This window comes from Paenibacillus sp. GYB004 (assembly GCF_036577605.1).
Lineage (GTDB): Bacteria > Bacillota > Bacilli > Paenibacillales > NBRC-103111 > Paenibacillus_AB > Paenibacillus_AB oceani.
The window spans coordinates 44,951-64,807 of the sequence record NZ_JARBDB010000004.1; the positions used below are offsets into that span (position 1 = coordinate 44,951).

The following is a 19,857-nucleotide window of genomic DNA, read 5'->3' on the forward strand; positions in this document are numbered from 1 at the left end:
GTTGTTGTGTATGGCAATCCTCCGCTACACTTGCTTTAAGCGTAACGGGGAGGTGACGAATCATCGTTCATCGCAGCATCAGAAGCTGATCTGCGCAATATTTCAGCAGTTCCGTAAGCATTCAGTAGGGGTTATCACGAGTCAAGATGAAGCAACAGAATCCGTTGGGCAGAAAATTTTCATTATTCGAAAAGGTGGTTACAACCATGTTTCAATTCAAAACGATTGGAGTTGCATCCAATCATCCGATCTTATTCGCTATGGACGATTCTTACTTTCCGTTTAAAAACAACGTCTGCCATTATTTAAGCAAGCCTGAGATTATCGAGAAGCCCGTACTGGAACGGTCGGAACGGCCTGATGCCCCCGATTCGCTTGCCGCGCACTTTTACGGAACGGTGTTGTACGACCAAGGGAAGTACCGAATGTGGTATCTCGGGATGTCGCTCGGCATTAACCCGGATATGCCCGCCCAGGAGCTTGAGCTGCACCGGAAAAAAACAAACGCTTCGCTCGGCGGTATTATGTCGGGGCCGATCTGTTACGCGGAAAGCGATAACGGAATCGACTGGGTAAAGCCGAATCTGGGTCAACTGCTTTACAAAGGAAACCGGAATAACAACGGCATCGATCTGCCGGAAGGTTTCGTCCATGCTCCGGCTGTGATCAAGGATGAGGACGATCCGGATCCGAATCGGCGTTACAAGATGGTGTACACCTACATCTATAACACCGGCACCATCGGATGCTCGCATACATCACGCACGGCGACGAGTCCGGACGGCATTCATTGGACCGCCGGCAAGGCGGGAATGATTGATGAAGCGCTGGAACACTCGTCTTTATATAAAGTGAAAGGACTCTATGTCATTAACGGCCAGGCATTAAGCGGTAAACGAAGAAGTGAGGGCGGCGCTCCGTTAGGGAGGCAGGCTACCGCATGGGTTTCAACAGACTTTGACAACTGGTTGAAGGAGGGCGTCGATTCGTTCCGGCTTCTTGAAAACCAGCCTCCTTCTGAGCGAGGAACACGGAACAATTACGATCAGGTGCATCTCGGCGTCGCTCCGGTCGTGTATGACAACGTATCGGTAGGCCTGTACGGATTGTGGCATCACTGCGAGAAGCCGTTTGCGGGTACGTCGTGCGATTTCGGCATCGTCATCAGCAACGACGGGCTGCTGTTCCGCGAGCCTGTCAAGGGACATGTGTACATCAGCTCGCAGGAGAGCTGCGCCACCCCGGTGCAGGGCAAAACTTTTCATACGAATCTGTGTCAGTCGAATGGAATATTAAACGTAGGCGACGAAACACGGATTTATCATGGGCGATGGCGGAATGCATGGGCGCCGGAAGGCGTGACGGACGACTATTCCGGAGAAATCGGGCTTGCGATACTGCCGCGCGACCGCTGGGGGGCGATCGGATTAATTCCGAACAGTCAAGATGGTTCGCTGCTGTCCGCACCGATCACATTCACCGAAGGTTCGTTTTCGATAAAGATTAACGCCGACGGAGTCGAAGGCATACGAGTGGAGTTTACCGACGAGTTTTTCCGTACGATTCCCGAATTTTCGGGAGACAACGGCGGGATCGTAGCCAGGGACGGCTTGGATCAAATCGTCGAATGGCCGGCGAATCAACTGCATAAGCTTTCCGGTCAGACGGTCCGGATGCGTCTGAAGCTGGATAAAAAAGATCAGATCGAGCCTAGAGTGTATGCCGTGTATTTGGTGAAGTAGAGGTCAAAGTAGAGCATCATCAGTTGTAAACAAAAGGCTCCGGAAGCCGATGTGTTCGATACCGATCACCATCGCCGCACCGGCTTCGGAGCCGCATATCGGACAACGTTTGGAGTGAAAACGCACAATGAACAATGAACTGTTATCCGAGCATCGGGTGCAAGTCGGCGGCGAATCGTTGAACTATGTGCTGCGGCGTCCGGAAAGCCGTCATACTCATGCAGACCGCAAGTGCGGCTACCCCGAATCGCTGGTCGAGTTTTACTGCACGGACGATCCGGGTCATACGATGGGCTATCATTGGTACGACAAGGGAACGAAGTTTTTATTAAATTTGTAAAAAAGAAAGGGGTTCACGTTATGGGGACCCGTTGTGAGGTGCAGATGTGAATATTTTGGTCGATATGCCGGTAGATGACGAGTTATTGCAGCAGCTTCAAAGTTTGCCGGGCGTATCTGTACAAACGATCGATCCGCGCGAGAAGCCGGAACCGCTGCCGCAACAGCTTGCGAACGAGACGAACGTGTTGTTTTGCACATTCCCGCCAACGAATACAGAAGACTGCGCTGCGCTTCGACTCGTCCAGATCAGTTCCGTCGGCTATAACCAGATCGTTAATGTCGGTTTGGCGGAACGAGGCGTGCGGGCCTGTAACGCGCAGGGCGTGTTCGACGTTCCGATTGCGGAGTGGAATATAGCGATGATGTTTCAGCTGGCACGCGACATGAAGGGAATGTTTCATAATCAGGAGCGCAAAATATGGGACCGCTCGGCCAAATTTCAGACGGAAATACGCGGTTTAAACATTGGAATATGGGGCTACGGCGGGATCGGACGGGAGACGGCGCGGCTGGCGAAAGCGATGGGAATGCGCGTACATGTCCTTGTGCGGGATCGTATCAAGGATCGCGACCTTACATATTGCGTTCCCGGCACGGGCGATCCACGTGGCGAGCTTCCGGACCGGGTGTTCATTCGGGGACAAGAAGCGGAGTTTTTGCAAGATTTGGATATGCTGATCGTCGCCGTCCCGTTGACGAAGCAGACAGAGGGCATGATCGGGGAGAAGGAGCTGCGTGCGCTGCCGCCGTATGCGTTCGTCCTCAATCCGTCCCGCGGTCCGATCATCCAGGAGAACGCCTTGCTTCGGGCATTGCGCAAACGATGGATAGCCGGGGCGGCACTGGATACGCATTATCATTACCCGATGCCGCCGGAGCATCCGCTTTGGGAATTTCCCAATGTGATTATGACGCCGCACATTTCCGGATCTTCGCAAAGCACGCATTTTAAAAGCCGGATTTGGTCCATATTTGTTGAAAACGTCCGTCGTCACATGCGCGGGGAACCGTTATGGAACGAATTGTCGCCTAGCCAGCTGGCCGGATTGTAGCACGGGAGAGAGGGAGCCAGTCTTACGAAAATTACCGATGTTCGCACGGTTCTGCTGACGGGACCTTGCACGAACGACCCGTTTTTAAGCGAGTCCTGCCGGCTGCGAAGCGCCGCATTTATCGAGATTCAAACCGATACGGAGCTGGTTGGCATCGGCGAGACGTATACCGGCTACTTTTTTCCGGAAAACGTGCCGGCGATCGTCGATTTTTTGCCCGACCGTACTTGGGATCTCGACACGGCCGTCACGGTACTGAAGGCTCTCGAGCCGTACGATCTGTTGTTTTTTGAGGAGCCGCTGCATTATACGGATGCTGCCGGTTATGCCGAGCTGCGCCGGTCCACGACGATTCCGATCGCCGGGGGCGAATGTTTGACAGGAAGCTGCGAATGGAACATGTTCACGGATCTGAACTGCTTCCATGTCGGGCAGCCGGACGCGGCTTTTACCGGCGGTCTCGGCGAATTTATGAAAGTGGCGGCGATGCTGGAAGGAAGAGGGCGCAAAATTGCGACCCATGCCTGGGGAGCGGGCGGCTGTCTGATGCAGAACATCCATTGCGGCTTTGCTAGCGGCAATACGCTTATCCTGGAAATTCCGCCCGATTATGCCGGGCTTCACAGCGAGATCGTCCGCGATTCGTTCCGGGCAGCGGCGAATTTAATTCAGTTCCTGGCAAAGTATTGATGACATAAGCCGCAGATGCCATCCAATAAAGGGAGAGAGACTGTATGATTACAGATTCGTTATTGCATATCGGACAATATTCAAGCGTAAGTTCCAGATTAAAGCTGGCGGCGCAATTCCTCGAAACCCGTAACTGCAGAGCTTTGGAGCCGGGCAAATACGAAATCGACGGCGATCTTGTATACGCGCTCGTTCAGCATTACGAGACGAAGCCGAGGGAGAAAGGGCTCTGGGAGGCGCACCGGCAGTATTTGGACGTGCAATATATGGCGGAGGGCAGCGAGAGGCTGGGTTACGTCCCTATTGGTCAAACGGAAGTGACCCGCCCTTATGAGTCGGATGGAGATTATGCGCTGTTCGCGGCATCGGGCGATTTTTTCACGCTTCGTGAAGGTCATTTCGCGTTGTTCGCTCCGCATGACGTTCATATGCCGGGTATTCAGCTGGAAACGGTGCAATCCGTCAAAAAAATCGTGATCAAGGTGCTGATCGACTCGTGAGGTGAGGAGCGGCTAGCCGAAGTGGAGGGCGTTCGAGACTTGTGGGAGAACGGTACGGATTTAGCCGGTTGGTTTTAAGACGCGATGTATCTTACGCAGCAAGGGCACGATTTAATCTTTCAAAGTTTGCGGGACGGACTGACGCTTGATAAAAGAGTACATTTACATTTGAGGGTTAGACGTAATGCGAAAAAAATAGCGTCGTGCGGAAACTGAGACTCTATGAACATATGTATCGAATTTTTTTTCCGCCGCAAGCCGATTGGTATTCTCTTTCATATTCACATGTCCTCAAGTTCTTGTCATCTAATTAATTTAGACAAAAACTTGAGGACTTTTTCGATTTTACAGGAAATTTCCACTATCATTTCTGTTTATCGAGTCTTTAAGGTCGCACGGCAAACGTTGCATACGGCCGCGGGCCCGGGAGACGCGCTCACCCATACTTCGGCCGGTACTGCATGGGCGATACGCCGGTCCATCGGCGGAACTGGCAGGAAAAGTGGCTGAGCGAATGAAAGCCGAGCTCCAGGGCAATGGCCTCGATCGGAAGGTTGGTCGTCACCAGCAGCCGTTTTGCCCGGTTCAGGACCAGCTCGCTGAGGTAGCGGCGCGGCGAGACGCCGTATACTTTGGTGAACAGCTTCGAACATCGGCTGCGGCTTAAGTGCAAGTCTCGGGCGATCCGGGCGACGGATTCGTCGGAATCGGCCGTTACCATCCGCCGAAGCCGTTCTTCGATGGCATGCGCCGTTTCGATTTCCATAAAAGAAGCGACGGAAGGCCGGGCTTTCCCGGCGGGCTCTTGTGGAGCGGCGCATTGAGCAGTTAACGAGGTGACTATCAATAAAATCGCGGCTTGCAGTTCAAGCTTGCGCAGCGGATCGATATCCAGAGCCACGAGTTTGTCGGACGGGGCTGACGAAGGGCTATCCGCCAGGCTCAGCGTCATCAGTCGCTCGACGCGCGTAACGATTTCCGCCAGTCCGCCCGCAGCCGCATCGGCACCACTTAGCAGAAAGCAGTCGGCGGCGTTGAGCCGCCTGCGCAAGTCAGGATCATCCACATCAAAGTGGATGTTCAAAAACGAATACGGCTCAGCGGCGAGGTTCTCCAGCCGATGGCGCACGCCGGCTTTCAGCAGCATCCAATCTCCTGCGCGCATCTTCCGTTCGCTTACTCCCACAAACTGCACGACTTCACCGCTGAAGCAGTATAATATTTCAAACAAATGATGATGATGCAGCGGATACGACCAGCCCGGCGGCTTGACGAAAAATCCGCAGCCCTTAATTTGCAGCGTGCTGGTCATATTCGGAAAGATCACCTCGATATCCATCCGCTTCCTCCGTTCGAGTCGACTGCAGACAGTCCCTTCAGTTGTGCAGCAGGCCCTGCATTTTCCTTTTTTTCATTTTATCATATTTAGAACATCCTTAATGGTAATGGCACAAATGCTAAAAAAAACGAACGCTTTGCGCATGGCCCCGGGCGCAAATCCGGCTTATGATGAAGGCAACCGCCACCTGGAACAAGCTGTCGCCGTATCCGGAAAAGCAAGCCGGCAACCGGCGGGCGTTGGCGTGCCGGACGATTGCACGCTGCTCCGTCGGAGCAATTAAGGCAATCTGCGCCGGGAAGAATCACTGCGGCGCAGATGGGCTCTATCGATCGACTGACGTTTTCGCACACGCCTGCCCGGCCGATGTTGTTCGCAGGACGGGCCATTAGATGGGGGGCCGCAAACATGATCTTCCAGCCATCGGCGGGAGGGGAGGTGACAGGGGGAACGAAGCCCGCCCTTCCGATTTGCTAGCAGAAGAAGGGATAGATGGTTGGCGGGCGCGTTAGGTTGACAGAGTAAAGGTTATCCATGCGGGACTGTCTTAGGGTTGTAATCTTCTTTTGAAATCTATTTCAATCTGAAATTAAAAGCAATGCTGAAAACGATTACATTTCGAAAGTGCGTTTAAACCAAATAACGAAAAGGGTGTCATTATGTTGAAACCATCCATAGCGATCGGAGCGGCGGGATTGCTGCTCGTACTTGCAGCCTGCTCCGGAGCGGGCACGCCGGATACCGGCAAAGGGACGGAGGAGGGGGCTCCTGCCCAGCCCGAGAAAAAAGAACCCATCACGCTTCACTTTTACAACGTCGGCGGCAATTTCGACGCCGAAGGCTACTTCGAAGAAAAGTTCGGCAAAGCGATCAAGGCGAAATTCCCACACGTTACTCCGGTACTGATTCCTACCACCAGCGGATCGCTCGACAAGATGATCGCGTCGAACCAGCCGATCGACGTCATTTTCGGCTCGGTCGGCCTCGTCTACAACAGCATCTTTTTGAACGAAATGCAATACGATATCGAACCGCTCGTCAAAAAATACAAGACGGACTTAAGCCGCTTCGAGCCTCAGGCGCTCGAGATGATCCGGCAAATGAGCGGCGGCAAGCTGTACGCGCTGCCGTTCGACTCCGCAGCGTCTGTCATTTACTACAACAAAACCTTGTTCGACAAGTTCGGCGTCCCCTACCCGAAGGACGGCATCACCTGGGACGAGTTGTACAACTTGTCGGTCAAGCTGACGCGCAACGAAGACGGCGTCCAATATTACGGCTTCACGATTTCACCGAATCATTACTTTTGGCGCAACCAAATGTCGCTCAACCTAGTCGATCCGCAAACGCTGCAAGTATCGTTAACGAACGACAACGTCAAAAGCCTTATGGACAACATCGCCCGCTTTTATCAAATTCCCGGCTTCAATCCGGATAAGACAAAGATGGACAGTTTGACCAAAATGTTTTTCCGGGATCAAGTGTCGGCGATGTGGACGCCGGTGGCCGGTCTGCACGTCGAGAAAGACCTAGCCCCGCTCAATTGGGATATCGTCTCGTACCCGACGATGAACGGCTCCGGGCCGCAGCCTTATCCGGTCTTCACGTTCCTGAACGTCGGCAGCAAGCATAAGGACGACGCGTACCAGGTGATGGACTTTTTGTCCACCGAGGAGTTTCTGACGGAGAAGGCGAAGGCGGCGACGTTCATCCCGGCACTTAGCAGCGATAACATTCCGAAAGTATTCGGCCAGGACGCCCCGCTGTACAAAGGGCGCAATGTCGCCGCGATCCCGCTTAAAAATATGGCAAAGCCGTCTCCCCAGAGCAAATATTACTCGACGGCTGGGCAGCATTTAACGATCGCCTTGCGAGGTATTTTGTACGAGGGCAAAGACGTCAATACGGCGCTGCGGGATGCCGAGGAAGCGATGAAGAAAACGATTGAGGCGGACAAAAAGAAGTAGCTGCGGAGGCCGAAGGCCACTTATGAAACCGCATACAAAATCCAATTGAAGCGGGAGGCGGCACACTTGATGGGACCGCGAGAAATGGATGAAATACAAGCAGATAAAGGTTTGGATGCCAGCGGCAAGCCGACCTTGCTTACAAGAAGGGCGATGCTGTCGTCGCTGGGCCTGGCTGGGACAGTTTTGGCCGCGGGCAGCGTGATCGGAGGAACGATTGGTACGTCGTTCGCGGCCGGGGGACCGGTGAGCGGGGAAGTATACGGCCGCAAAGGGCTGCCCGATTTTTTGACAGGGGATCACGGTTTAGAGAGCATTGCTGATATGCTATCTATTGCAAATCCACAAAACGGCAGCCGAGTATTTGTCAAATCGTACCATGCCGGATTAATCAAAGGTGGCGGACACTTTGTTTATGACTCAACAAAAGCATCTGTGTTTGATGGCGGTGTCGTTTTAAATGGATGGGTGCGTCAATTGGAAAATAATGTGTTAAATCCGTTCATGTTTGGAGCGCATGGCGATTTAGTATTCACGATTCCAGAGGTGCTTGATTATGCATCCGGGCATGATGATACTCAAGCTTTTAAAGACATGCTAAATATGAACAAGTATGTTATCCATACCAATATCAGCAAAGCAATTTCTTCACAAGTATATAGCAAGTATACATTTGAAATACCGCACGGCTCTTATTACATCACAGACACCCTGCCGATTAGAACGAATACAAAAATTGAGGGGAACAATTCAACATTATTTTTTGACCCGCCAACAGCAATCGATATGTTTAGTACGCCACGCGACGAAATGGCAGCGGCTTATCAGTTGAGTACAGGTTGGAATACACAAACCATTTCTATGGTTGAAATTTCAAATTTGGTACTGCTTGGAAACGTAACGCGAACATCGACTGTTCACGCACAAAAATGTATCGATGGCGCGAATGCGTACAAGTGGCGACTGGAGAATTTGCTTATTGAACGATTTCATAACGGTATTTCGCTTTACGGGCTTGATACGTCAGCTTGGACAAATGGAAAACGCATCGGAAATTTCTACGAGAACGTTGTGGACGGTGTAGCCATTCATGAATGTATACAGGGTTTCTACAACACATCAAATGCGTTACAAGCTACAAACTTAACAATAGGTGGCGGCACAGTAGTAGATAAACGTTATGCCAATAAATTCGACTATTTATTGATAAACACAGGTGCTGGCTGCAGCTTTAATGGTTTTAATATTGCCCCGGCATCGGATCAAGGGTCATCCTTAGCTTTGATTTATGATGCTTGTCACGGTTCGTATTATGGCGGAGGTTACTCGGAATGGTTTAATACTTTATTTGAATTGGAAATGCAAAAACGTTTTGACGGATTTAAGTTTGATGCAAGTCACTTGTTTAAAAGACCTCAAGATACTTGTGTACGATTTATTGCGGATACTTACAGCACTTACGACCCCGCTACTGGCATTCGCACACCAAGCAGACATTTTGAAAATGGTAGACAACATAACGAGTACTTAAATCATACAGGGTTTGAATTTGGTGCGGGTGCAAGCCTAATCACGAACTTCTTTAAATTCTGCCCGCAGTATGATTTTAAGTTTGGCATGTACGGAGCTTACACGGCAAGCCATGATATAATCTATGATGTGAAACGTTTCGAATCTGTGCATACTGGATTTACTACCAAGTATGGGATTCGCCTAATCAATCCGACACAATCCCAGATCGATATCATTCTTCCGATCAATACTCAATCGGTACAAGCCAAAATCTGTATGTTGTATCGAACGATAGCAGGTTCTTTTGATTATGCTAAATTGAAATCTAACGTATGGGTTAACAATTCTAATGAGCGGATATCATTGGGCGAGTTGATGTATGATTACGGCAACGGCTGGAAAATGGCGGCTTGTGAAGTTACATCGGAACATGCAAGAGAAGGTAACGTCACAATTTCGATCCCCGCAAATTCACAAGTTGAAATTGAGCACATTGGTGCTTACGCAGGCGGTGTGCCCATGATGCCGCAGTATGCGGACTACGAGCCACGAATTAACGCGCTTAACACAGAGTGGATGAATACATCGTCCCTTTCCAATGTGACGGGCGGTACGTTTGCACTTCATGATGTATTTCGAGCCTTATATGATACTAACGGTACATTTGCGTCAGATGGATACATAACAGCAGCAGGTAGAACACACACAAGTCGCTACACGATTGCTAGTCAAGCAACGCTAAGTGCTACAGACACTAACGTGATAGATACATCAACGTCATCTGTGATTTCTCGTGCAGGTGTTGGAAGTTATCTCTCACTAACTCAAGGGTCTACTCAAACATTTGCGGTTGTTGGTCGTGTATTTGAGAATGGGAGTTACTCTAAAAAGCTAATCGTTTCACATACTTCCGCTAGTATTACCGCAGGTTCTGTTACCGTTCCAGTTGGTTTTATGCAAGCGCCTGCGTTTAGAGATGTAAACGGTTATGCTAGAAGATCAATATCTTATACCAAGACTATTGCTGCAAATTCTATAGCTACAACAGACACAACGATGGATAATGCTTATCTGGGTGCGCCTGTGCAAGTAGCTGCTTCTCCGCCACTTGGGGTAAGTTCAAGAGTTTGGGCGGAAGTGATATCTACCGGAAATGTTAGGGTTTATCATCAAAACCTAACCGCCTCTGATATTACGGTGACGAACGCAATATTGTCTTTAAAAATTGTTTAATCGATATCTGGGCTCCGCTTACAATACGCATCCTTATCCGGACTATATGTACTTGTCCAGTGTAAGCAAGCATAAGGAGCTTGCCTTGCTAACGATGGATTTCTTTACATCGATTCGTTCCAGTTGGAGCTTTCCAGGAAAGGCTGGACCACGCCTCTGAAAAACAGCCAGATCAAGGCGGCGTTCGGGCAAGACTCCGATTCGTTCCGCCAAGTAGGGGAAGCGAGCGGTCAAAAACGTTAGCTCGCCTTCGAGCGTGCTGTCAAGGCTTGTCCGGACACGTATTTCCTCGGTCATGCTCCCGGTTTCTGGGCACATCTATCCGGCGACGACCAGTACGACAAAGTCGCCTATCCGACAGGAAAAGTCCAGCCAGGCGGCAAGGTTGGCGAAATGCTGCGCAAATACCGGAACCTGTATTGCGATATATCCGCAGGCTCGGGAGCGAGAGCGTTCAGCCGTGATCCGGAATTCGCGAGAGAGTTTATACTCGAATTCCAGGACCGCATCTTGTACGGCCGCGACTATTTCGATAACGTTCACCAGGAAGTGCTGGAGGCGCTTCAGCTGCCGGACGACGTTCTTGCCAAAATATATTCGGGCAACGCCTTGAAGCTTGTTCCGTTATCCTGACACCATACGGGTAAAACATGGGGAATGGGTATCGAGACCGTTCGTTTTGGTCGGGAATGAACTGGTTGCCAATTATTCAACATCGGCGGCCGGTGAAATGCGATTCGAGCTTGAAATGGAACCTATCCGGGCTTGAAGAGAATTGCATGATTAACTCAATTAAAACGGATAACCCCCAACATAAGGGGGTTATTTTGGCTGTTTCGGATACGCCCGCCCGCACTACTTCTGCCTGGCTCTTTCTGAACATTCGAATGCATACTGTTCCTGTATATAGACAACATCCGGGAAAAGATGTCCGTTCAGCTTGTTGTTGCGTATGGCAATCATCCGCTACACTTGCTTTAAACGTATCGGGAGGTGACGGATCATCGTTCACCGCAGCATCAGAAGCTGATCTGCGCAATATTTCAGCTTAGTTCCGTAAAGCATTCCGAAGGGGTTATCACGAATTCCGCTGAAAAGCAATGTCTGCCATTAGTTGAGCAAAGATCAGGTTGAAAAGGATGAGTCCAATGAACAAGGAACAGTTATCCGAGCATCGGGTACAAATCGGCGGCGAAACGTTGAACTATATGCTGCGGCGTCCGGAAAGCCGCCATATTCATGCAGATCCGCAGCTTCTGATTACAATCGGAGCGGATTGGAAAACGCATTTGTGGACTGTGCCTTATCGGGCCACGGCTGACGGTTATCTGGCGAACGGCCACTATGCGCTAACCTTCGATATCCCGTGTCACGGGGAGCGCACCGGGCCTTACGGGGAAGGGATCGACGGGTTTCGCGATGCTTGGCTGGCCGGGGACGACCCGTTCGAACGGTTCGTACGGGAAGCGATGGCGGTGATCGACGACTGTATCCGTCTCGGTTTCGCGCGGCCTGGCGGTATTGCGGTATGCGGCGCTTCCCGAGGGGCGTACATGGCATTGAGGCTGCTCGCTGCCGACGCGAGAGTCGTTCGGGCCGCTGCATTCGCACCGGTCACGGACTGGCGGAACTTGAGAGAGTTCGGCCCGATCCGAGATTCTGAAGAGGTGGAAGCCCTCAAGCTTCACCGGTACATCGAGCGATTGGCGGGGAAACCGATATTTATGTCGATCGGCAACCGGGACGAGCGAGTGGGCACATGGAGCTGCTGTAAGCTGTATACAGAATTGGTTGAACATAATGTGCAGTGCGGTTACCCCGAATCGCTGGTTGAGTTTTATTGCACCGACGATCCGGACCATACGATGGGCAGCCATTGGTACGACCTGGGAACGCAGTTTTTATTGCAGAGATAAGCATGAACGTGTGTGTTTAGCGGAGCTGATCATGTGCTGATCGCAACAAAGCAGCAAGGTCATGCAAATCCGGGGCCGTTCGGCCAAGTTCTGAAGGAATGATGACCAAGCGCATTTAGGGCGGGAGAGAGGAAGCTAGCGTTATGAAAATTACTGATGTTCGCACGGTTCTGTTGACGGGACCTTGTACGAACGATCCGTTTTTAAGCGAGTCGCGCCGGCTGCGCAGCGCCGCATTTATTGAGATTGTAACCGATACGGAGCTGGTTGGCGTCGGCGAGACGTACATCGGCTACTTTTTTCCGGAGAGCGTGCCGGCGATCGTCGATTTTTTCAAACCGATCCTGATCGGTCAATCCGTCGATAATATCGACGAGCTGTGGCGGCGGATGTATCATTGCGGCAACTTCTGGTGCAGAGTCGGCATGGGTCTTTCTGTGCTGAACGGGATCGAGGCGGCTCTTTGGGATTTGAAAGGAAAAATGTACGGGCTGCCGGTCTACGAACTGCTTGGAGGCAAAAAGTACAACCGTCTTCCCTGTTATGCGACAGGGGGCCCGAGCAACTACCCGAAAGAGAAGCTGGCGGCAAAGCTGGATCATTACTTGTCGCTTGGCTTCAACGGAGTGAAGCTGGGCGCGGGCAGTCTCGATACGACCGGGGGCGGCTGGCAGATGCCGCAAACGAAAAGAGAAATCGCCGAATTTGAGGCGGACAAAATGGAATTCGTCCGCAAACATGTCGGAAGCGGCGTTCAGCTGATGCTTGACGGCCATATGGGCAACAGCCCGACCCGTACATGGGATCTCGATACGGCCGTTACAGTGCTGCAGGCGCTCGAGCCGTACGATCTGCTGTTTTTCGAAGAGCCGCTGCATTATACGGACGCGGCCGGTTATGCCGAGCTGCGCCGGGCTACGACGATTCCGATCGCCGGCGGCGAATGTTTGACCGGAAGCTGTGAATGGAAAATGTTTACCGATCTGAACTGCTTCGATGTCGGCCAGCCGGATGCGGCCTTTACCGGCGGTCTCGGCGAATTCATGAAAGTGGCGGCGCTGCTGGAAGCAAACGGACGCAAAATCGCTACCCACGCTTGGGGGGCGGGCGGTTGTCTGATGCAAAACATCCACTGCGGCTTCGCCAGCGGCAATACGCTGATCCTGGAAATTCCGCCCGATTACGCCGGACTGCATAGCGAGATCGTCCGTGATTCATTCCGGATGGAAGGCGGCTTAATATTTCCTCCTGAGCAGCCGGGTCTAGGCGTCGTTTTAACCGATGCGATCAAGCATAAGTATCCGTTCATTCCGGGCAGCGGAGAATTTAATTCAGTCCCCGGCAAAATGCTGACGACCTGAAGCCGGTCGACTCCAATTTATTAGGCCGCCTCCGCCACCGTGGGAGATGCCTTTCGAAGCGGGACCTACAAAAAATAGAACTACTGGACGGTTCGAAAGACAGCTATGATTAGGAAAACGCGGGAGCTTAGAAGGACGGGGGCGGAGACTTTGAACAAAAAGATTGTGCTGGCTGGCGGAACCGGGTTTATCGGGACATATTTCGCAGGGCGTTTTGCGGCTCAAGGTTACGAGGTAAAGATCATTTCGCGGAGACCCGGGCATATTGCGTGGAGCGATCTGGCTGGGATCAAGGAAGCGCTGGAAGGTGCGGATCTGCTCCTCAATCTGGCGGGCAAATCAGTGGACTGCCGGTATCATTCCAGGAATAAGGAAGAGATCCGAACTTCCCGGACCGAAACCACACGGCTGCTGGGGGAGCTGCTTCTGACATGCGGCAATCCGCCTCCGCTGTGGCTGAATTCCAGTACGGCAACGATATACAGACACGCGGAAGACCGGCCGATGACGGAAGAACACGGGGAGATCGGTACCGGTTTTTCCGTTGATGTCGCGCTGGCCTGGGAGGACGCGTTTTTCTCGTTTTCTCTTCCGAAGACGAGACAGGCGGCGCTGCGGATCGCCATCGTGCTCGGGAAGGACGGCGGAGTCATGCGGCCGTTCCGGAACCTGGCCGCGTTCGGTTTGGGAGGCGCTCTGGGGCCGGGGAATCAAATGTTCAGCTGGGTGCATGTGGAGGATGTATACCGAATCGTGATGTATATCAAGGACCATCAGGAGCTGGAGGGCGTATTCAACTGTGCTGCGCCGCACCCGGTTCCAAACCGCGAATTCATGCATCAGCTGCGCCGGGCGATGAACAAACGGATAGGTCTGCCTTCACCGAACTGGTTACTGGAAGCGGGAGCTTTTATCATCCGGACCGAAACGGAGCTCATTCTGAAGAGCCGTTGGGTTATTCCGGAGCGGCTGCAAAGGCACGGATTTGTTTTTCGCTATAACCTCATAGAGGAAGCGCTTCAGGATATTTGCAAGTAAGTAAGGGTACAGCATGGCCGATGGATGGGCTAAGAACAGCTGAAATCATTTACCAACTGAAGTAACTGGTCAAAAGGGATAGCTAACCGGCTGTCCTTTTTTGCTTTGTTATCACCCAGTCATCGCATCCCCTGGATAGCCAATCGAGAGGGCAGAAGATTTAGAAAGGGATTTGTTGTATTTTACTTCCTGTTAAATATTTACTACCGAACATATGTGCGATAAAATGGAAAATGGATTCATTTAACGTTTGAGGACGTAATTTTGGAAATAGTGTGATGAGCAAAGAGTTAACCGTTTTCACCGAACATACCTAAAAAGCTGAACGACATAAGCATGATAGAAAATAAGATAGGGATGAGGTATGTATGGAACGGGAACGTTTTGTGCATCTGCATGTGCATAGTGAATACAGTTTGCTGGATGGGGCGGCTCGCATCGAAGATTTGGCCAGACATGCGGCCGAGCTTGGCATGACGTCGCTTGCGCTCACCGATCACGGCGTCATGTATGGAGTGGTACCCTTCTACAAGGTGTGCACGGAGCTTGCAGGATCACGGGCTGACCGAGCAAAAGCAAGTGATGCGCGACATGATTGAGTTGAGCAGGGAAACCGGAATCCCATTAATCGTTACGAACAATGTTCACTACATTGAGGCGTCGGATCAGGCGGTCCAGAATGTGTTGATTTCCATTGGCACCGGAAAGACGGTGGATGCGACTGACAGGCTGCGTTTTTCGACCGATCAAATGTACTTGAAAAGCGGTGAAGAAATGCGCAGGTTGTTCGCTCACGTCCCTGAGGCTTTGGCCAATACGGCCGTTGTGGCTGACCGCTGCAATCTGAAGCTGGAATTCGGCGGCTCGATTTCGCCGGCATTCCGGCCGATACCAGAAGGGTTAACCTCCGGGGGGTATTTGGCCGAATTGTGTCGGCAAGGGCTTGACGCCCGATACGGTTGGAGCCGGGATGAACGTCGCGAGGATGATGGTGGCGTTACAGTCGATGCTTCTTATCGGGGGATGATAGAGGGAAGATTACAGTACGAGCTTACAGTCATTGAAAAAATGGGGTACTCCGACTATTTTCTGATCGTCTGGGATTTTATCGGCTTCGCCCACAAGCGCGGTATCGCCACCGGGCCGGGGCGGGGCTCGTCTGCCGGAAGTCTCGTCGCTTATACGCTGAACATTACCGATGTCGATCCGATCCGGTAAGGCCTGTTGTTCGAGCGCTTCCTGAACCCGGAGCGGGTATCGATGCCGGATATCGACATCGATTTCGACGATTTGCGGAGGGAAGAGGTGATCGCTTACGTCGCGGAAAAATACGGCAAAGATCATGTCGCGCAGATCATCACGTTCGGTACGATGGCAGCGAAGGCCGCATTGCGCGATGTCGGAAGAATAATGAATCTGCCCTATAACGATGTTGACAGGGCTGCCAGAATGATCACCAGTCATCATGGGAACACGCTGCAGGAGGCGCTTACGGCCAATCCTGAGCTGAGAGCGCTGGCAGCCAAGCAACCCAAAATCGCTGAACTGCTCGACATGGCGATGCGGGTCGAAGGATTGCCCCGCCATGCATCCACGCATGCGTCGGGCGTCGTAATTTCCCGCAAGCCGCTTACCCGGTACGTGCCGCTCCAAGAGGGTACGGAGGGGATCGCGTTGACACAATATTCGATGGAGCATCTGGAAGCGATCGGATTATTGAAGATGGATTTTCTCGGTGTGCGCATGCTCTCCGTCATTGAGCGTACATTGTGCTTGATTCGGCATTGGGACGGCATCGACATTGATTTGCGGAAGCTGCCGGAGGATGATCCAGCTACATATGCGATGCTGTGCCGCGGCGAAACGGCGGCGGTTTTCCAGCTGGAGTCCGCCGGCTACCGACGGGTGCTGAAGGAAATGAAGCCATCGGAGTTTGAGGACATTATTTCTGTCAGCGCATTGTACCGGCCGGGACCGATGGAATTTATACCTAAGTTTATGAAGACCAAACACGGAGAAATTGAGACGGAGTATCCCCATCCGTCGCTGGAGCCGATTTTGCGCGATACATACGGGATTATCCTCTATCAGGAGCAGATCATGCATATTGCCTCCAAGATGGCGGGATTCAGTCTGGGCGAGGCCGACTTGCTTTTGCGCGCTGTTAGAAAAAAGAAGCACGAGGTGTTGAACGAAGAACGCACTCATTTTATCCGCGGCTGCTTGCGCGAGGGCTATAGCGAGGCCGATGCCAACAAGGTGTATGACATGATCGTGCGCTACGCCGACTACGGCTTTCCGCGTTCTCACGCAACAGCCTATGCTGTTTTGACTTATCGTACGGCTTGGCTGAAGGCGCACTATCCCGTGCCGTTCATGACGGCAACACTTGTGTCTGTCATGGGCAACCGTCGCAAGGTGGCCGAATATGTCGATGAATGTCGGCGGATGAAGATTGCGGTGCTGCCTCCCGACGTGAACGAGAGCAAAGAGGCGTTTGCTCCTGTCCGTCCGCGTCGAAGCAGCGAAGAGCAAAACGTCGTTGGCTTGAACGCGGATTCTCTTAACGAAGATACCGTCGCAGGAGCGATACGTTTTGGGCTTGCCGCGATCAAAAACGTCGGAACGCAGGCGATTGAAACTATAATCCGTGAACGAAATGGCGCACCGTATAAAGATTTGCTTGATTTTATCCGTAGGGTGGATTTACGGGTTTGCAACAAGAGGGTGATCGAATCCTTGATTGCGGGAGGAGCTTTCGATTCTCTCCCCGGCCACCGGGCGCAGCTGTTGGCCGTGCTGGAACGGATGATTGAGGCTGCGCTGGAATGGAAAAAGAAGCGAGAGGAACTGCAATTGCACTTGTTTGGCTTCACAGAAGAGGTAAATTGGGCGATCGAATACCCCGACGTCGCTCCGTATACTCCGGTTCAGAAGCTCGCGCTAGAACGTGAACAGCTAGGTATGTTTATCTCTGGACATCCTCTCGACGCTTATGAACCTCTGCTGAACGAGCTTGAAGCCATGCCGCTTCATCAGTTGGCGGAAGAGCCGGACTTAAGCGTGGTGACCGTAGCGGGGATGATCGTATCCTGCAAAACCTTCCTCACCCAAAAAGGTCAGGCCATGGCTTTCGTCGAACTGGAGGATCGCATTGAAAAGGTTGAGGTTGTCATTTTCCCGGAGATCTGGAAACAATATGGAAGCCATGTACAAAAGGAACGCATTATGATCATTCGCGGCAAGCTGCAACAGCAAGACACTGGTGTCAAGCTTCTGGCCGATCGTCTTGCGCCATTGGACGAGCTCAGTGCGCCGGAGACCGCGCTGCGCTGGCGCACCGCACCAATGTCGCGCCAATAAGACGGCTCAAAGTCATGCGTTTTCTTGAAAATCAACGCCAATTCCGAAGTGAAGCAGTTCGGCATCAATATCGGCAGGGGAAGCTATTTCGGGATTTATGACAAGTACATCGTCTCCCATAATATTATCAAAAATACGTTTGGCAACGGGATTACAATTGTCGGTTCGAGCTCTACGGTTGCTCCGGCACCGGTTGGGTGGATCAAAGATGTCGTAATTGCCGGAAACATTATCGAGGCAATCGCCGAGCCGGGCACGGAGTCCTACGGCATCCACGTAAGACATTATGAGAATGCTACCATTTCCAATAATACGCTCAAAAACAACGTGCGCTCCATTTATTGCAGCAATTGCAAGATTGGAACGATCATTTCGAATAACGAACTGCATAATGCCACGAAGGGGTTTGTTATCTTCCAAGGGTATACGGCAGGGGAAGGCGGTTATACCGATTACGACGCCGACCTCGTGGTGACAGGCAATCTGATGCGGACGACACTGGCCATGGGGAATACGGGATTCTGGTGTCAATACTACGAGAAAGTCCATACGATCAGTTCGACGGGCAACGTTGCCCGAGTATTTGTATAACGGCACAATCGTCCCATAACCGTAGTTCCCCGCATGCCGGTACGGTTTTAAACAAATAGCGTACGGATTTGGCTAACTACTTCCTGAGTCGTCTCCTTTATTCTTGGAGTATGCAAGAACACTTCAGAACAAGGAAGGGGAACGACGATGAACGTACAGATCGGCAACCGGGAGCTGGAGATGGGCGGTAAATATTTGACGGAGCTGCGCAGCTCGAACGAGATTTGGGACGATACAGAGGCTTTGCGCCGGCGGTTGGAGGAAGACGGTTATTTGCTTATCCGCGGCTTGCACGACCGGGAAGAGGTGCTGGCGGCAAGAATGGAGTTTCTACGGTCGCTGGGGGCGCAGGGCAAGCTTGATCCTGACTCCCCGATGGAAGATGGGGTAATCGCTTCCAGTAATAAAGGCGCCATGTGGGGCAAAAGCGCCGACGAGCTGCAAGCGGAGTTTCCGCACTTTCTGAATGTGGTAAACTCCCCGAAAGTGTTTGCGCTTTTTGAGCGCATTCTCGGCGGACCTGTGCTCACTTACGATTACAAATGGCCGCGGGCGATCGCTAAAGGCGGCAACACCGGCGCTCATTACGACATCGTCTATATGGGACGCGGTACGAAAAATGTCTATACGATGTGGACGCCGTTCGGCGACATTCCGCTGGAGCTGGGAACGCTGGCGATGCTGCTGGATTCCCAACGCTACGAGAGAATCAAGAGAACGTACGGCCAGATGGACGTCGACCGCGATAACGTAGCCACCGGCTGGTTCTCCGACGATCCGGTCGAAATTGTCGACCAGTATGGCGGACAATGGGCTACGACGGCTTTCGAAGCGGGCGATGCGATCATTTTCGGGATGTACATGATGCACGCTTCGCTGAACAATACGACGGACCAGTTCCGGATCAGCGCAGATACGCGTTACCAGCTGGCCTCCGAGCCGGTCGACGAGCGCTGGATCGGCAAAAAGCCGAAGGGGCACTACGCGTGGGGCAAAACGCCATCCAAGCCGTTAGCGGAAGCGCGCAAAGAGTGGGGCGTCTAGGTACAACAGGCGGCATACCGAAGAAAGAGGTGCCCCAAAACGTCATTTTGCGATGTGTTGAGCCCCGGATAGGGACCGGTTTTGCATGGGAATAAGGACCTCCGCCTCCACTTTGCCGTGGAATGTGAGGTCCTTTCGCTTGGAGATGGACGCGATGTTCCAATGTT

General features: G+C 52.1%; 14 protein-coding genes and 1 pseudogene. 14 read left to right on the forward strand and 1 reads right to left on the reverse strand.

The window, feature by feature from the left end; all coding sequences use genetic code 11:
- Positions 1 to 206 precede the first annotated feature (206 nt).
- From PV433_RS02245 to PV433_RS02265, 5 genes are all read left to right on the forward strand, one after another.
- Positions 207 to 1,742 carry a hypothetical protein gene (locus tag PV433_RS02245; protein ID WP_332070574.1) on the forward strand — a complete coding sequence of 512 codons (1,536 nt, stop codon included), beginning with the start codon at positions 207 to 209 and terminating at the stop codon, positions 1,740 to 1,742.
- Positions 1,743 to 1,869: 127 nt separating this feature from the next.
- Positions 1,870 to 2,082: a hypothetical protein gene (locus PV433_RS02250; RefSeq protein WP_332070575.1), complete on the forward strand. Its 213-nt coding sequence runs from the start codon at positions 1,870 to 1,872 to the stop codon at positions 2,080 to 2,082.
- Between the two features lie 46 nt (positions 2,083 to 2,128).
- Positions 2,129 to 3,136: an NAD(P)-dependent oxidoreductase gene (locus tag PV433_RS02255; protein ID WP_332070576.1), complete on the forward strand. Its 1,008-nt coding sequence runs from the start codon at positions 2,129 to 2,131 to the stop codon at positions 3,134 to 3,136.
- Positions 3,137 to 3,328: 192 nt separating this feature from the next.
- On the forward strand, positions 3,329 to 3,826 hold the full coding sequence (locus PV433_RS02260) for an enolase C-terminal domain-like protein (protein ID WP_332070577.1): 498 nt from the start codon (positions 3,329 to 3,331) through the stop codon (positions 3,824 to 3,826).
- A gap of 44 nt (positions 3,827 to 3,870) precedes the next feature.
- Complete coding sequence (locus PV433_RS02265) at positions 3,871 to 4,326, forward strand: YhcH/YjgK/YiaL family protein (protein ID WP_332070578.1); 456 nt, start codon at positions 3,871 to 3,873, stop codon at positions 4,324 to 4,326.
- 436 nt (positions 4,327 to 4,762) lie between these two features.
- Here PV433_RS02265 and PV433_RS02270 read toward each other — a convergent pair whose 3' ends face one another.
- Positions 4,763 to 5,665: a helix-turn-helix domain-containing protein gene (locus PV433_RS02270; protein ID WP_332070579.1), complete on the reverse strand. Its 903-nt coding sequence runs from the start codon at positions 5,663 to 5,665 to the stop codon at positions 4,763 to 4,765.
- 659 nt (positions 5,666 to 6,324) lie between these two features.
- Here PV433_RS02270 and PV433_RS02275 point away from each other — a divergent pair.
- From PV433_RS02275 to PV433_RS02315, 9 genes and pseudogenes are all read left to right on the forward strand, one after another.
- Positions 6,325 to 7,632: an extracellular solute-binding protein gene (locus tag PV433_RS02275; RefSeq protein WP_332070580.1), complete on the forward strand. Its 1,308-nt coding sequence runs from the start codon at positions 6,325 to 6,327 to the stop codon at positions 7,630 to 7,632.
- 66 nt (positions 7,633 to 7,698) lie between these two features.
- Positions 7,699 to 10,377, forward strand: a complete 2,679-nt coding sequence (locus tag PV433_RS02280) for a hypothetical protein (protein WP_332070581.1) — start codon at positions 7,699 to 7,701, stop codon at positions 10,375 to 10,377.
- Between the two features lie 393 nt (positions 10,378 to 10,770).
- Positions 10,771 to 11,010, forward strand: a complete 240-nt coding sequence (locus tag PV433_RS02285; protein WP_332070582.1) for an amidohydrolase family protein — start codon at positions 10,771 to 10,773, stop codon at positions 11,008 to 11,010.
- Between the two features lie 515 nt (positions 11,011 to 11,525).
- Entirely contained in the window at positions 11,526 to 12,293 is a 768-nt protein-coding gene (locus tag PV433_RS02290; RefSeq protein WP_332070583.1) for an alpha/beta hydrolase family protein, read from the forward strand.
- 143 nt (positions 12,294 to 12,436) lie between these two features.
- Complete coding sequence (locus PV433_RS02295) at positions 12,437 to 13,654, forward strand: mandelate racemase/muconate lactonizing enzyme family protein (protein WP_332070584.1); 1,218 nt, start codon at positions 12,437 to 12,439, stop codon at positions 13,652 to 13,654.
- Between the two features lie 150 nt (positions 13,655 to 13,804).
- Entirely contained in the window at positions 13,805 to 14,692 is an 888-nt protein-coding gene (locus tag PV433_RS02300) for a TIGR01777 family oxidoreductase (RefSeq protein WP_332070585.1), read from the forward strand.
- A gap of 368 nt (positions 14,693 to 15,060) precedes the next feature.
- Positions 15,061 to 17,995: pseudogene (dnaE, locus tag PV433_RS02305) on the forward strand (DNA polymerase III subunit alpha); the annotation flags it as partial.
- Between the two features lie 84 nt (positions 17,996 to 18,079).
- Positions 18,080 to 18,646: a NosD domain-containing protein gene (locus PV433_RS02310; protein WP_332070586.1), complete on the forward strand. Its 567-nt coding sequence runs from the start codon at positions 18,080 to 18,082 to the stop codon at positions 18,644 to 18,646.
- Between the two features lie 147 nt (positions 18,647 to 18,793).
- Complete coding sequence (locus PV433_RS02315; protein ID WP_332070587.1) at positions 18,794 to 19,690, forward strand: phytanoyl-CoA dioxygenase family protein; 897 nt, start codon at positions 18,794 to 18,796, stop codon at positions 19,688 to 19,690.
- Positions 19,691 to 19,857 lie beyond the last annotated feature (167 nt).